This is a genomic window from Bacillus sp. GbtcB14 (assembly GCF_019091205.1).
Lineage (GTDB): Bacteria > Bacillota > Bacilli > Bacillales > Bacillaceae_G > Bacillus_A > Bacillus_A cereus_AG.
Genome location: NZ_JAGXJT010000010.1, coordinates 128095 through 143546, shown reverse-complemented (window position 1 = coordinate 143546; position 15452 = coordinate 128095). Strand labels below are relative to the sequence as shown.

The following is a 15452-nucleotide window of genomic DNA, read 5'->3' as shown; positions in this document are numbered from 1 at the left end:
CCACTTAACCTATATATTACCAATTACCTTTATCATACTCTTAGTCTATTCATTTTCAATACTATTTTTCAAAAAAAAGAAAGGTGTTTTTCGAAATAGGAAAACACCTCTTACTTATTTCTTCTTATTTAAAAGAATACTCACGATAACGCCAATACAAACACCTATCATAGCTGGAACAATCCATCCAACACCTTCTGTATAAAACGGAATGTATTTCAATACTGGTGCCCACTGATTCGACATTACATTTCTATTGAAAATATCAACTGCACTAAACACAGCTACAATCCCAATAGTTACTGCATATACGTATGCATACTTTCCAATATATTTATGGAATAACCCTAGAATAATGAGTGTTAATGCAACTGGATAAATAAACCCAAGAATCGGTATTGATACTTTTAAAATTTGTGTTAATCCCAAATTAGCTAAAAGCATACTAACAAAACTTAATATAAATGCCCAAACTTTATACGCTACTTTCGGAAATGCACTTGCGAAAAATTGACTACAAGATGTAACAAGTCCAATTGAAACACATAAACACGCGATCGTAAAAATAAGACCTAATAAAACGACTCCACCTTGTCCAAATAACGTCGTCATCACTTGTGCTAATACATTTGCCCCATTATCAAATGTACCTAACGAACCGCTAATTGAACCAACATATCCAAGTATGACATAAATAATAGATAATAATAGTCCTGCACCAATTCCAGCAATACTCATATATTTCGCTAAACCTTTATCATCTTCAATACCTTTTGCACGTAAAGCATTTGCAATCACAATCCCAAAAATTAAAGCTGCTAATGCATCCATCGTTAAATATCCATCTAAAAATCCTTGGAACATAGGAGCTTGTCCATAGTTTCCAGTAGCCTCTTTCACACTACCTACTGATGTAAACATGCTCTTTATAAAGATAAGGGCAATCATACCTAATAATAACGGTGTTAAAACTTTTCCGAACAACCCCATTAATTTAGAAGGTGATAAACTTAGCCAGTACACAATACTAAAGAAAATAACCGTGTAACATAATAAAACTATACTTCCCGATTCTGTGAAAAACTGACCTGGTCCCATTTCAAAAGCTAAACTTCCTGCACGTGGTATACCAAGGCCCGGCCCAATAAATAAATACACGATACACGGAAAAATCATGGCGAATGAAGAATGCACTCTACCCGCTAGCGTTTGAAAACTTCCTGCTTTCGCAATCGCAATAACTCCCAATATAGGAAGACCTGTTGCTGATATAATAAATCCTACTAATGAAATCCACACATGTTCTCCTGCTTCATACCCAAGGAAAGGTGGGAATATAAGATTCCCCGCTCCAAAGAACATCGAGAATAACATAAGACTAATCAGTAAAATTTCTTTTTTCTGTAACAATTTCATTTCTTTCTCCTTCTTTAATTTCATCTTTTATGAAATCAATTCCACATATAAAAAAGTGCAATAACCCGCTTCTTTACAAAGAAAACATAGTCCATAGTCTATCACAAAAGAAACACCCATTCTATAGCTATCCCTCTTTTCCAATTTCTTCTGAAAAATCAACCTTTATTGACTTATAATAGTTAATAAGGTAAAATATTAAATGTACAAAATTATTAACTTTGTTTTTGTTTGTGTCAGGAGGAAAATAACATGGAATCAGCGATACAACTAGAAAGAGAACAACAAAGAAAAAAGAAACATCCTCCAGGTTTATACTTACTCTTCTTTACAGAAATGTGGGAAAGATTTAGTTACTATGGATTACGAGGATTATTAACATTATATTTAACGACAGCTTTAGTAAGTGGTGGTCTTGGGTTTAGTCCCGCATGGGCACTCTCTATTTACGGATTTTATACTGGAGCCTGTTATTTTACACCAATGATTGGTGGATACTTAACAGACCGTTTTCTAGGTAGACGAAAAGCAATCACAATTGGTGGTATAACAATGGCAATCGGTAACCTTACACTATTTGCCTTGCAAAACCAATTAGGCCTATACCTCGGATTAGCGCTTATTATTATTGGTAATGGATTCTTCAAACCGAATATTTCTACACTGGTTGGAGAGTTATACGAAGAGAATGATCCAAAACGTGATAGTGCATTTACCATTTTCTATATGGGTATTAACGTCGGTTCATTTTTAGCTCCACTCGTTTGCGGATTTTTATCAGAAAATTTATTCAAAACAACAGTTGATGGCGTTGTACATTACGGATTCCGTTACGGTTTCTTAGCAGCTTCAATTGGAATGATTATTGGACAAATTTTATTTACAACACTATCAAATCGCTTCCTTGGTAATATCGGTAAAAAACCAACTCGCGATTTACAAACAGCTGCTGGACAACCATCAGTAGGAGATACACCGTTAACAAAAAAAGAAAAACAACGTACTGCAGTTATCGTCATTTTAACATGCTTTGTTGTCTTCTTCTGGGCTGGATTTGAACAAGCTGGTAGCTCATTAACATTATATACAAACAAATTTGTAGACCGCTCTGTGTTCGGATGGGAAGTTCCAACATCTTGGTTCCAATCGGTCAATCCATTATTTATTATTTTACTTGCTCCAGTCATTTCAGCATTATGGGCAAAACTTGCAACTAGAAAAAAAGGGGATTTAAAAATCCCAACAAAAATGGGACTTGGTATGATCTTACTAGGTATCGGTTATATCATTCTCGTTATCGCTACATTAAAAACAGGTAGTGATGAACATAACATTACAGAAAAAGCAAACTTACTATTTATCGTCTTTACGTATTTTTTCCATACGTTAGGTGAGCTATTCTTATCACCTGTTGGACTATCGATGGTTAGTGCACTTGCTCCAGTAAAACTTGCTTCTCTATTAATGGGAGTATGGTTAGCAAGCTCAGGAATCGCCAACATTATAGGTGGACAACTTGCAAGCTTCACAACTTCACTTGGGTATGCTGAAGTATTTACAGTAATCGGAGCTGCAGCAATTGTGTTAGGCTTTGTTTTATTATTAATTTCTAAGAGATTAGTGAAATGGATGGAATAAAAAAAGATGAGGGATTTCCCTCATCTTTTTTTATTTCTTCTTACCTTTTTCTATCGCTTGTTCGTACAGCTCTTTATGTTCTTTATATTCACTTGGCACAAAATTCTTATAGAAGAATGCAAGCCAACTGTCTCCTTTTTTATATCCTTCTTCTCTAATTTCTGCTGCTTTTTTATTTGATTTAAATCCTTCAATAAACCATTTCTTTAACGATTCATTTTTTTCATACTTAGCAGGAACTTTCAAATCATAGTTTTCAAATGCATACTTATAGCCAGCCTTTTCTACTGCTTTTTTTGTAGACTTATAGCCCTTTTCATAAGCTGTTTCATACGCCTTCACGTACACATCTTTCTCTCTATTTCCAGGGTTCTTTCCAGCAAGTTCCTTACCTGCCTTTTCCCCTAGTTCAGCCTGTTCTTTTTCAATTTTTTCTGTTCTTTCTTTATTCCCTACTTGGAAACCTTCTGCAAAGTTCAGCTTAAACTCCGGAGCAATTTGACTATCTTCCATCGTCTCTTGTGCTAAACCTTGCTCTTTTCCTTTTTCAAAATGCGTTTTCTTCTGCTCTTCTAAAGACCAAGATGCAGCATAAGCAGTTTTAAATGATTCTTTATATGTATCTGATTTTCCAGCTAAATGTGATTCCGCATCATTTTTCCCTGCTTTAAAATCAGTCTCTCCATTTTTTTGTCCCTCAAGCTGTCCTTTTTCCATATCAGCTTGACGCTGTGCTTCCTCTCGCTTACGTGCCTCTTCTGCTTTTCTTTGTTCCTCCGCTACACGTCGTCTCTCATCTTCAGCTTTACGCTGCGCCTCTGCGGTACGCTGCGCCTCTGCGGTACGCTGTTTTTCAGCCTCAGCATTGCGCTGCGCTTCTACTTGTCTTTCAGCTTCTACAGCACCATTATTATTTGGGCTAGGAGCTGGACTCGTTGCACCACTACTAGAAGCTGGCTTATTGTGATAATGATATTCCCCGTACTGTAAACCCCATTTTTCACAATTTGTACGACACGTATGTCCCCCATTAGCATCTGTACGCCCTGGATGCGCATAGGCTGAAATTGGAGCTACCAATAACGCTACACTTGTTGTTAAAAGAAGTTTCTTCACCTGTTGTTTCACTCTTGTTCCTCCCAAAATCTTGAATTCTAACTTTATTATACATAAATAGAAAAATACTTAAATACCAACTAAAATATTCTATTATTTCTCAACATTAGTAAAAAAGAAGGTCAACTCTTTAAAGAGTTGACCTTCTTTTTTACTTCTTCGCCTTCGTTCCTACTAAATCACCAGCAACAACGTAACGCTTAGAATTATCTTTCACAGATACACATGTTATAAGCGTTATTTCATCTTTCCCATGATCCTCGACAACTTCCCACTTATCAGGAGTTACTTCAGATACACCAGTAACCGCATATTCATATTCGTTTTCATTATCATACAAATACATTTTATCGCCTTTTTTCAAAGAGGCTACATCACTAAATAAAACACCTTTTTTAGACATGTTATGTCCTGCTAATGCATAATTCCCTTTTCCCATTACTTGATTTTCTTTTACTGTTGCTGCACCTGATAATAGGTTTTTCTCAGTAGAAGATTTTAAAACAGGAAGTTCTAATGAAACACTCGGGATCGAAATACGACCAATTACTTGTTTCTTATCTAATGATGCACTCGCTACTTCTGCCAAGTCTGGTTGATCAATTTTCGAAGCATCTACAAATTCCGTCTCATGTTTTTCATAATCCATTTTTTGAACAGCCTGTACATTTTCAGTCTGTTTCTTTTCAGCCTGATATCCATCATAAAATGGCTTTCCGATTAATACACCACCTACAACAAATAGAAGGATTGCTACTATACTATATATTCTTTGCTTATTCATATACAATTCCTTTCCCTTACAAAATCTTACGCTATATAAAATGATAAGATAATATTGCTGTATGTACAAGTGTAAGCTGAAAAGAAACCTTCTTGCCGATGCAAGAAGGTTTCTTTTTAAGCTAATTTATTTCTGTATAGTGATACGTGGAAGACTGTCATTTGAATAAAGAAAATAGAAAATATAATATACAATGGGTATCCAGGAAGATATTCATTAATAATAGGCGAAAAAGTTAAAAATCCAACTGCACAAGGTAACACAAACCATAACGATACAAATGTTGTTCGACAAGCTTTATCCGTAATCGCTTTTTCACGTTCATCTTCTAGTGGAAATAATAATGGATACATCCAAAAAGATAAATTCTTGTATTTTTTCTTTTGAATTCTATAAAAAATTGTAACTATAATAGCTCCAATAAATAATAAAATGAATGGTACTCCATTAAACCATACTTCAAATGGGAATTTCTCATTTTTAATTATATCTGCTAACTCTGTAATAACACTATAAAATTCAACAAATGTCCAGCATGCTAAAGCAGTATAAAGCACGTTTATGATATAAGAAAAACCAATTCTATTCATCCTTTTCCCCCTCCTTATTTAAAACAAACACATCTTCCATCTTTAACTCGAATACATCACAAATCGTAAGCGCTAATAACAATGAAGGAACGTAATCACCTTTTTCAATTGCAGCGATTGTTTGCCTCGTCACTCCAACCTTTTCTGCTAATACACTTTGCGAAAAATTAAACCGAGCTCTTAATTCCTTCACTCTATTTAAAATGGTCAAATTTACCACCTCTCGATTCTATTGTATGTTATCCTTAACAAAATGTAAACTCAACTTAACATTGTTTTTACAAAAAAAATCCAACTTTACATATTGTAAAGTTGGATTACGTGTTAGTTTAAAATTGTAACTTTAACATTTTTTCTGCCCCAATTACTAGACGAAGCTTTATCTGGCATTAAGACATCGATTTTGTGACCTTTAATCGCGCCACCAGTATCCGCTGCAATTGCAATTCCATACCCTTCAACATTTACAGTAGATCCTAATGGAATAACAGATGGATCCACCGCAATTAATTTCATTCCTGGATTTGCAGTTAGATTATAGCCTCCCCATGCAGAATATACTTGTTGACCTGGACCATAACCATTTTCAGCAGGATCTGCTGTATAAGCTGTTGCATGTACATAAAATTCTTTTCCACCAGCAGTTGGTTTAGAAGGTTGTGCAGGTTCTACCTTCGAATTATTATTAGCAACAGGTTCAGCTGGTTTATTAGCTTTCTCTTGCTTTTGTTTTTCAGCAATTTCTGCTTGTGCTTTCACTAAGGCTTCTTGCTCAGCCTTTGCAGCTGCTTCTGCTTTTGCACGCTCTTCTGCTGCAATTCTTGCTGCTTCTTGCTCACGAGCAATTGTTTCTTGAACTGCCTTCATATTTGATTCGATTTTAGCTTTTTCTTCCGCTGCTAAATTAAGTTGGCTTGCAATCGCATTATATTTAGCTTGAACTGTTTGTAAGTTATCTTGACGCTTTTTCAAGTTATCTTGCAACTCAGCTTGTGCTTTTGCTAATTTTTGTTTGTCTACTACTAAAGATGCTTCTTTTTCATCAATTGTTTTCTTATCTTCTTCAATTTGACGAAGATCCTGTTCTTGTAGACGTAAAATTTCTTTATCTGCTTCTAGAATAGTAGAAACTGCGTTCATACGTTGTAAAAAATCTGCAAAGTTCTTTGACTCTACTACAACTTCTACTACTAAACTTGTATTTGAACTGTTTTGAACAGAAACCATACGTTTTCTCATAATATCCTTACGAGCAAGGACTTTATCCTCTAAAACGACAATTTCATTCTTTTTTTGCTCAATCTGCTTATGTGTTTCATCGATTTTACGTTGAATAGCAGCTTGATCCTCTTTATTTTTTGCAATTGTATTATTTAAATTATGTAGTTCGTTTTCGATACCTTGAATTTCTTTATTAACAGCTTGCTTCTCTTGCTCTTTCTTTTGCATATCTGCATCGTTTTGCTGCAATTGCTGTTGCATGTTGTTAAGTTTCTCGTCGTTTGACTCTGCTTTTACAGCGACTGTACTAGAAAGACCGATAATTCCTGCTAATACTAGACTACTGATTCGCTTAAAATAGTTCATAATCCGACTCCCTTCTTATACAGTTATACATGATTTATTTTACAGTTTGTTTACAATACCATTAAATACAGTTTATTTTTCATGACGAAAAAAAGGGAATTATGAATAAAATGTAATAGATTCTTAAATATTTAACAATTCCTATATTTAAAAATTATAAAAGATGCTAAAATCCAAATATAGAGAAAATATAACTTCTAAAGGCGGTTGAAATAAATATATGTTTACTCAAAAGAAATCACTCCAACATAAAATTGATCAATTAGAAAGTCGCATACAAGAACTAGAAGCAGAATTAAAACAAAAAGATAGCGAACAACAAGAGACTATTTCTTCTATCCACGATCGTGTACAAAGCGTTGTTCAAGAACATAAACTTGTAAATAACCAACACAATACGCTCCAAAATTTAGTTCAACAATTAAGCTTATGTTTCGAAAATGTTTCAACGCGTACAACACATTCCAATGAATTGAATAATGAAATGTTACAAAAAGAACAAAGCTTAATTCAGTCAATTGAAGAAATCATTGACTGTTCTAATGAAGGAAAAGAATCTGTTCATCGTTTACTTATTGTAATTAATAAATTAGGTGAACAATCTCAGCGCACGTCTAATAGTATGAATCATTTAAGTGAGCGTTCAAAAGAAATCGAGCAAATTGTAGAAGTCATCCAAAACATTGCAGCACAAACAAATTTACTTGCTTTAAATGCGAGTATTGAAGCTGCGCGTGCTGGAGAGCACGGTAAAGGATTCGCTGTCGTTGCCAATGAAGTAAGAAAACTAGCGGAAAGTACAGCCGAAAGTACAAAAAACATCGGTAACTTAACGAAAAAAATTCAAGAAGAAATTGAAAAAGCATACGATAACACAAAAGATAATTTGCATTTAGTTGATGAAGGTGTAGAAATGAGTGCCGATACAAACGCTAGAATTGAAAATATTTTAATTATGATTCAAACGTTACAAAGCGGTGCTACAAATGTTATTAAAGCTATCGAAAACCAAAAATCTTGTAATGATGATATATTACGTGAATTCGCTAATACACAACAAATGTTCCAAAAGTTAAATACTACTATTATGAATCATATTCATGATGCTGAGAAAGTCGATGTTCAATTAACGAACAGTCTTGAAGAAACAGTAGTTTCTCATTAATAATAGAAATCCCTTATACTGTTATAAGGGATTTTTATTATATTTCGAATATTTATTTCTTCTCAATATTCATCCGTATCTTTGTTATAATGGACAAGTTGTTTCTTTCGACTAATAAACAAGGAGGTTATTATGGAACAATTTTACTACATTTTAAAATATTTAATTCTTGGTCTGTTCCAAGGACTAACAGAACCAATTCCGATTTCTTCAAGTGGTCACCTCGTTTTAGCACAGCATTTGCTAGGACTAAAAATAGAAGGGTTTAGCTTCGAACTACTTGTTAATTCAGCTTCATTATTAGCTGTATTACTTATTTATAGAAATGATTTAATTCGTCTAACGAAGAATGGTCTATCTTATATATTTACAAGAGCTGAAGACGCAAAATCAGATTTCTTCTTTATTATTTACCTTGTTATTGCGACCATTCCAGCAGGTGTTATTGGTGTTTTATTTAAGGATTACATCGATCAATACTTAAAAGGCGTGAAGATGGTTGGGATTTCCCTTCTTATTACTGCTGTCGGCCTTTGGATTATTAGAAACCTACGTGGACGTAAAAATGATGGTGATCTTTCTATGAAAGATGCAATCATCGTCGGATTAGCACAAGCTTGCGCACTAATTCCTGGAATAAGCCGATCAGGTGCAACAATCGTAGCAGCGATGTTACTTGGTATGAAGCAAGAAACAGCTCTTCGTTTCTCATTCTTACTATATATCCCTGTTAGCTTAGGTGGTTTATTACTAAGTATTACAGACATTGCAAAAGATCCAAATCTAGACACATTATTCGTGCCGTATATCGTTGCGTTTATCGCAACATTTATCATGACGTATATTTCCTTAAAATGGTTTATGAACATTATGGCAAAAGGAAATTTAAAATATTTCTCTTTCTATTGTATTATCGTAGGTGTACTTACTCTTATTTTCTTATAAAGTGAAACTTACAAAGCGAAAAGCGAGTCATTCTATTAAACTAGGATGACTCGCTTTTTTTATATCTTTATAATGATAAAGCCCCTCTTACTTTTCTGTACAGTAAGAGGGGGCCTTTTATGCGTATACTTTCTTTTCTTGGCAATACAAACGAATAACATGTTTATTTTGTTGAAATACATCATGCGTTAGGCGGATAATAATAAAATTTCGTTTTGTTTGATCATCATGAACAAAAATCTGTTCTCCCTCCTGAAAATGCCATGCACTTTCAAAAGTTGTAATATGATCCCCACTTACAGAAAAAAGCTCATATCGCATATCTTGTCCCTCTCTCAACTTATGATAATCATAATATTCTTATATTAAATTTAGTATAACTTAATTCCATTGAAATTTGTAATTTTTTCTATTTCGAAATATTTTAATTTTGTTTTTAGACTCTTTTAGCGTTATAATGATAAACGAATTTTCATTGAAAGGAGCTTCATTTTGACTGCATATTTATTTCCAGTAAAAACAGCATTTATTTTATTTCCTATTTTAGCAATGTTTCTCTTACTACCTTTTTTAATATTTAATTACCGAAAGTATGGTTATTTAAACAAATGGCGCTCATTTATTTTATACTCATTATTACTTTACTTATTAAATGCCTATTTTCTTGTGATTTTGCCGTTACCACAAACATATGATACTTGTAGCCTACAGCCACCTAATACGCAGCACATGCAACTATCACCATTTTATTTCATACAAGAGATTAGTAATCATACCTCGGCAATTTTAACGAAACCAGCTACTTATTTCTACCTATTAAAAGAATCTGCGTTTTTACAAGTAGCATTTAACGTTCTATTAACCGTTCCATTCGGTGTTTACTTACGTTATTATTTCCGACGTAGTTTCTTGCAGACTATTTGCATTTCTTTATGTCTTTCACTATTTTTCGAGCTAACCCAAGTGACTGGATTATATGGTATTTATAATTGTGCCTATCGCCTATTTGATATCGATGATTTGTTTTTAAACACACTAGGCGGCGTAATCGGTTTTATCATTGCACCAATATTTACGTACTTCCTTCCGAAAGCAAACGAATTAGATAGTCATATTGATTTAGAAACGAAACCAGTCGGATTCGTTCGTCGCTTTATCGCGATGCAAATTGATTGGATTCTCTTATCTATCGTTGTACCTGTCATTAAAAACAAAGGAAATTCTTTCTTTGTTTCTAATATTCAATCTTACACGAACATATACGAACTCATTTTCATAGCGTGTTCGATCTTTATTTACTTTATTATCATTCCATACTTTACGAATGGAAAGACAATTGGTAAAGCATTGCTTCGTATTTACGTGAAAGGAAAATCAGATCGTATTACGTTGAAGGAGCTATTCATCCGTTACGGTATATTCTACTTCGTTTTAGGCGGAATCAATTATATTCTTTCTAGTAGCTCTATCTTAAATCTTGAAGAGCCTTTAGTATTACTAGTTATATTATTATTCCAACTTGTAATTAACGGTCTATTTATTATTCATGTTTTATTACATGTATTTAGTCGTGATAAGTTACTATTTTACGAGCGCATTAGTCAAACAAGAAATGCGATCGTACTAAAAAAAGCTGACAAGTAATACTTTGTCAGCTTTTTTTCATAATCGTAAATAATTTTTCTGTGTAAGGATTTGAAAACATTGCTGCTTCATCTAATAACTTCCTCACCTTTAGAAACGAATGCAATTCTGGATATATATTTTGTAGTTTTTCGTACGTTAACGTATGCATTTTCCCCCAATGCGGGCGTCCTTCATACTTTAAAAAAATTTTCTCCACCTCACCAAAATAAGCAGCATACTTCATACCTTTATACATATGAACAGCAATGTACGCTGAATCCCTTCCGTACGCTGGGCTGAGCCATATATCATCACTTTTCACATAACGGCATTCAATTGGGAAGTGCACTTTATATTTTTTCTTTTCAATAAGGTTTGAAATCTCTTCTACAACGGCCCGCATATATTTTGAAGGAACACTATACTCCATTTCATAAAACGGAACCGCACGCGATGTAGCAAATACTTCATAACTCGGACCAATTATTTTTGTATTCGGTACAGCTTTAGCCGATAATCGACTTACTCCTTTACTTATAGAAGGAAAACATTTACACCCTTTAGATAACAAAGAAAACATCTTATTTTCAAGCAACTCTACCTTTAGTTTATGCCATTTTAAATCACTTTTTTTACCCGTTGTTTCGTTTGTAAATTTCACTTGCACTTCATCTGAATAAGGGAAAACGAAAAATTCGAAATGGCGATTCTTCTTATATTCATCTAGCTTGTTCATTACAGTAGATAATGACTGTTTTTCACTTTTATAGACGAGTGAATAGGCTGGAATAACCTTCAATTTTATTTTTACAATGATACCTAACATTCCAAGCGACAACTGAAAGGCTCTCCAATATTCCACATTCTCAGATTCCGAACAAACTATACTCTCACCTGTCGATAAAACTGCGGTAATCTCTATAACTTGTGTTGATAAACTTCCAAAGGTAATACCCGTTCCATGAGTCCCTGTACTAATCGCTCCTGCAATCGATTGTGAATCAATATCCCCTAAATTTTCTTGTGCATAACCTTTTTCTTCAAGTAACCTCCCTAAATCATGTAACTTTGTTCCTGCCCATACTTCCACAGTCATCTTCTTTGCATCAATATTCATAATACCTTTCAATTCATCTAAAGAAACTAAAATTTCTTCCGTTTGTACAAGAGGTGTAAACGAGTGTCCTGAACCGACAACGCGAATTTTCTTCCCTTTTTTTCGTGCAAGCTCTACAACTTCTACTACATCTTGTATACTTTCTGGATACATCGTATAATACGGTGTCCCTTCTACATTCCCTGTCCAATTTCTCCATTTTTGTCCCTTTATAGAAAGCATTGACCATCCCCCCGATATGTTGAATACTCCCCAACAATCTCTCCTTCTTTCACACGATATAAAAAAGGAAAGCGCTCACATAACTCCCCAGCTTTGCTATGGCGAAACAAGATAGAATCTCCTATCTCGACTCGTTCCTCACCGTTATAAAAAATCGGTGTTTGCACTTCACCAGCGCCCTCTAAAGCTAATAGTTTCGCACCATTTGGCCTCCAAATCTCAGGTTCTTTATCTTTCCCAATTGCGCCTGAAGCAATATATCCACCACCTAGACAAGTGTAAATAGATGGGGCTGGTTTACGCACAACTGGTAAAGCAAATCCGACAGCTGGATGAAATTGCACCTCTTTATAATAATCAAACAGCTTCGGGGCATAAAAAGCAGAACCTATTGTAATCTCCGAAACTGAATTATCTTTCTCGGTTGTTTTTATACTTCCTGTGCCTCCCCCATTTACAAACCTTAGTTCAATACCTAAGTTTTGTATTTCTTTTACGATATATCCTCTTCTTTCTTTAACTTCTAACACCGATTTCTTCTTTAAATACGAAATCACTTTACTTTTCACTCGTTGATTCGGGATGTGATCCCCTACCCCAGCAATTTGAGCTTCATATCCCATTACACCATCTAGTATTAAAAACAATGATTCTTTCACTCTTTTTACTATTTTCAAAGCACCTTGCACATCTTTTACTGGTGATCTGTTTACCCCAAAATGAAATTTTAAAAAACGACTACTCATATCAATATCCAAACAAACACGGAAACACCCTTTAGACTTCTCAGCAATTTTTTCTAAATAAGCGATATGGTCTTCACAATCTACCATACAAGTTATAATGAGCCCTTGCTTTGTTAGCAAACTTATTTCATGTAAGGCTCTTTCATCATAAGCAGGATATCCGAGCAATAAATCATTGAATCCTTGTTTAATTAAAAACAAAGCCTCTCTAGGTGAAAAACACATAATACCTTGAAATCGATCATTTACAGCTAAAATCTTTTGCATAACCGGAACAGAACGTAACGATTTACTCGCTATACGAATCTTCTTATTTCCACTTAATTCTATAATCGATTGAATATTTCTATCTAAAGCCACTTCATCTAAAAATGCACACGGTAATGGAACTTCTTTAAACATTCCTCGATCCACATTTTTTCTCTCCTCTTCTCTATATGTCTTATACATATTGGAAAGAAAGTTTAAATTTCCTCTTACAAAATAAAAAAGTTTCTTCTTATTTAAGAAGAAACTTTTTTAGGACTACTTCATAGAAATAGTCGCCTCTACTGGATAATGATCAGAATAATCATCATACGTATATTTTTTGAGCCATGATGTAACAATCCACTGTGGAGATTTCGGTTGTAATACTTTATTCTCTATAAATGATGGATTCGCATGATCTTTACTTGCAATAATATAATCTAAATACTCGGCAGGGCTATCAGGGAAATTATATTTCGCTATACTGTTTGTCGTCGCATCCCAAGTTGCTGTATGTCCTGTATAAGATGGAATAGAAGCGTGCAATGTTTTGAACATGGATGCGTACTCTGAGTCACTATTGTTCTCTGCATTTATTTTATTCACGTTCATATCACCACCAAATAGGACGTACTCGTCATTTGGTATATTCTTATTTTTAATAAAGTCTTGAATTTCTTTTAACTGGCTTGTACGTACAGATGCAGGTGAAGTTTTTCCGCACATACTATCTTCAGCCTGCAAATGCGTCCCAATTACATGAACGAAACGATCATCTTTCTTAATTTTCGTGTATACAAACCCTTTATTTGATAAATTATCTGGCCCGCATCCTTTTGCAAATACATATTGAATCTTTTCAACGATCGGCCATTTGCTCACGATTGCAACGCCCCCGTCTTCAGGAGTTGAAGATGAATAACTACCTAACGTTTTATCCCATTCATTTCCGTTACTACGACCTAATACCGCTGTTTGATTTGGATACTCTTTCTTCAAGTTTCCTAATAAGCGATTTGAAGCACTATTATCAAACACTTCATTTAATATAACAACATCTTGATTCTTTATATAATCTGCCGACCCAATTAAATCAGCACGCTGACTTTGTCCCCAGTTTGGATATAAGTTTGTTGATAGCATGTACACGTTATGCGTCATCACTTTTAAAGTATTATTTTGATTTGTAGACGTTTCTGCTTGAGCTGAAGATCCTCCGTATAAAACTCCTAAGCCAATCCCAAAGCTAAGTACACCTTTTAGCAATTTACCTTTCACGTTTCATACCTCCATGTGTATAGTGATAAAAAGGCCAAATACTCTATTATGAGATTTGACCTTTTTTTAAATACTTAACGATCTCCGTACGTATCAAACCAAAGCTGAATATATCCGGCAGTAACACGTTGTGCATCCATTAATCGCTTACCTGTCATTGGTGTAACTTCAGCACGCCATTTATCTGCATATTCTTGGGATACAGCTGCTTTTACGAACCAATCTTTCGTATTATCATTTACAATTCCAGAGTAATCTTGTTTCGCTGCTACTGCCGCACCATGAATCCACTCTTCTGGATTTGTACCTTTCCAGTTCCAATATCCATTTCCATCCGTTACTTTATAATTATCTTTAATTGTATCTACAAAGTTTTCATATTTAGAATGGAATCCTTGTGGATACGAAAGGTTTGTAAAGTTTGCCGCATGCATCGGTTGGTTTACATCTCCTAAATAATGAAGAGATAATCCTAAATAGAAGAATGCTTGTTTCATATCTTTATTTTTGTATGAATCACCAGCTAATTTAAAATATTTAGCTCCAGTTTCTTTTGCCTGCTTTGCAAATGGGATATATGTTTTTCCATTGTCTGGATCATAGAAATGTGAAGCAAATGTGCTATTATCATAATAAGGATTTTCATAGTCAGCAGCATAAATACCATTTTCTAATTCCGTACGCCATTCATTTAATTGTGCAACTCGATCTTGTTTTACAATTGTTGTATTACGAGACATAATATCCATTGCACGGTTTACAATCCATAAATGAGAGTTTACGCCTTCTTTATGTTTATCTTCAGCAGACCAGCGCGGAATAACGCCTACTCTCTGTCCTCCATCGTTTTCATGGGCAAACGCAACACTTTGTAACGGTGCTACTAACGTAATAGCTGCTGCTAAAGCAAGTACTTTCTTTTTCATCTGAAATCCTCCATTTTATAATTGAATTATTGTAAACTTTTTGTTAG

At 34.3% G+C, this 15452-nt stretch carries 14 protein-coding genes and 1 pseudogene; 4 read left to right on the top strand and 11 right to left on the bottom strand.

What is annotated here, in order from left to right; genetic code table 11:
• Nucleotides 1-114: 114 nt before the first annotated feature.
• Entirely contained in the window at nucleotides 115-1416 is a 1302-nt protein-coding gene (gene brnQ1 / locus KVT31_RS24040) for a branched-chain amino acid transport system II carrier protein BrnQ1 (RefSeq protein WP_088095176.1), read from the bottom strand.
• 252 nt (nucleotides 1417-1668) lie between these two features.
• On the opposite strand from brnQ1, the gene KVT31_RS24035 reads away from it, so the two are divergent.
• The gene (locus KVT31_RS24035) at nucleotides 1669-3054 is read left to right on the top strand and encodes a peptide MFS transporter (protein ID WP_088095175.1); all 1386 of its coding nucleotides are present in this window, start codon (nucleotides 1669-1671) and stop codon (nucleotides 3052-3054) included.
• Between the two features lie 30 nt (nucleotides 3055-3084).
• On the opposite strand, the gene KVT31_RS24030 is transcribed toward KVT31_RS24035, so the two are convergent.
• From KVT31_RS24030 to KVT31_RS24010, 5 genes are all read right to left on the bottom strand, one after another.
• A complete protein-coding gene (locus tag KVT31_RS24030; protein ID WP_088095174.1) occupies nucleotides 3085-4182 on the bottom strand; it encodes a YHYH domain-containing protein in 1098 nt (365 codons plus the stop codon).
• 139 nt (nucleotides 4183-4321) lie between these two features.
• A complete protein-coding gene (locus KVT31_RS24025) occupies nucleotides 4322-4954 on the bottom strand; it encodes a class A sortase (protein ID WP_088095173.1) in 633 nt (210 codons plus the stop codon).
• Nucleotides 4955-5070: 116 nt separating this feature from the next.
• Nucleotides 5071-5544 (bottom strand): DUF2178 domain-containing protein, encoded by a 474-nt coding sequence (locus tag KVT31_RS24020; RefSeq protein ID WP_059304139.1) that lies wholly within the window; start codon nucleotides 5542-5544, stop codon nucleotides 5071-5073.
• Nucleotides 5537-5755, bottom strand: a complete 219-nt coding sequence (locus KVT31_RS24015) for a helix-turn-helix transcriptional regulator (protein ID WP_140392340.1) — start codon at nucleotides 5753-5755, stop codon at nucleotides 5537-5539. Before KVT31_RS24015 ends, KVT31_RS24020 begins: the two co-directional genes overlap by 8 nt.
• Before the next feature lie 113 nt (nucleotides 5756-5868).
• Complete coding sequence (locus KVT31_RS24010) at nucleotides 5869-7131, bottom strand: 3D domain-containing protein (protein ID WP_088095171.1); 1263 nt, start codon at nucleotides 7129-7131, stop codon at nucleotides 5869-5871.
• A gap of 661 nt (nucleotides 7132-7792) precedes the next feature.
• Here KVT31_RS24010 and KVT31_RS31045 point away from each other — a divergent pair.
• Nucleotides 7793-8296: pseudogene (locus KVT31_RS31045) on the top strand (methyl-accepting chemotaxis protein); the annotation flags it as partial.
• Nucleotides 8297-8428: 132 nt separating this feature from the next.
• The gene (locus tag KVT31_RS24000; RefSeq protein WP_000434782.1) at nucleotides 8429-9241 is read left to right on the top strand and encodes an undecaprenyl-diphosphate phosphatase; all 813 of its coding nucleotides are present in this window, start codon (nucleotides 8429-8431) and stop codon (nucleotides 9239-9241) included.
• 117 nt (nucleotides 9242-9358) lie between these two features.
• On the opposite strand, the gene KVT31_RS23995 is transcribed toward KVT31_RS24000, so the two are convergent.
• Nucleotides 9359-9562, bottom strand: a complete 204-nt coding sequence (locus tag KVT31_RS23995) for a hypothetical protein (RefSeq protein WP_001268328.1) — start codon at nucleotides 9560-9562, stop codon at nucleotides 9359-9361.
• A 171-nt stretch (nucleotides 9563-9733) separates the two neighbouring features.
• Between KVT31_RS23995 and KVT31_RS23990 the strand changes: the two genes are divergently transcribed.
• Nucleotides 9734-10885, top strand: a complete 1152-nt coding sequence (locus KVT31_RS23990; protein ID WP_088095169.1) for a VanZ family protein — start codon at nucleotides 9734-9736, stop codon at nucleotides 10883-10885.
• Between the two features lie 7 nt (nucleotides 10886-10892).
• Here KVT31_RS23990 and KVT31_RS23985 read toward each other — a convergent pair whose 3' ends face one another.
• From KVT31_RS23985 to cerA, 4 genes are all read right to left on the bottom strand, one after another.
• Entirely contained in the window at nucleotides 10893-12206 is a 1314-nt protein-coding gene (locus tag KVT31_RS23985; protein ID WP_088095168.1) for a D-arabinono-1,4-lactone oxidase, read from the bottom strand.
• Nucleotides 12194-13366, bottom strand: coding sequence for an amino acid deaminase/aldolase (locus KVT31_RS23980; RefSeq protein WP_088095167.1), 1173 nt, complete (start codon nucleotides 13364-13366; stop codon nucleotides 12194-12196). The genes KVT31_RS23985 and KVT31_RS23980 overlap by 13 nt, the downstream gene beginning before the upstream one ends.
• A 111-nt stretch (nucleotides 13367-13477) precedes the next feature.
• Nucleotides 13478-14479: a sphingomyelinase C gene (gene sph / locus KVT31_RS23975; protein WP_088095166.1), complete on the bottom strand. Its 1002-nt coding sequence runs from the start codon at nucleotides 14477-14479 to the stop codon at nucleotides 13478-13480.
• A 74-nt stretch (nucleotides 14480-14553) separates the two neighbouring features.
• Nucleotides 14554-15405, bottom strand: a complete 852-nt coding sequence (cerA, locus tag KVT31_RS23970; RefSeq protein WP_088095165.1) for a phospholipase CerA — start codon at nucleotides 15403-15405, stop codon at nucleotides 14554-14556.
• Between the last annotated feature and the right edge of the window lie 47 nt (nucleotides 15406-15452).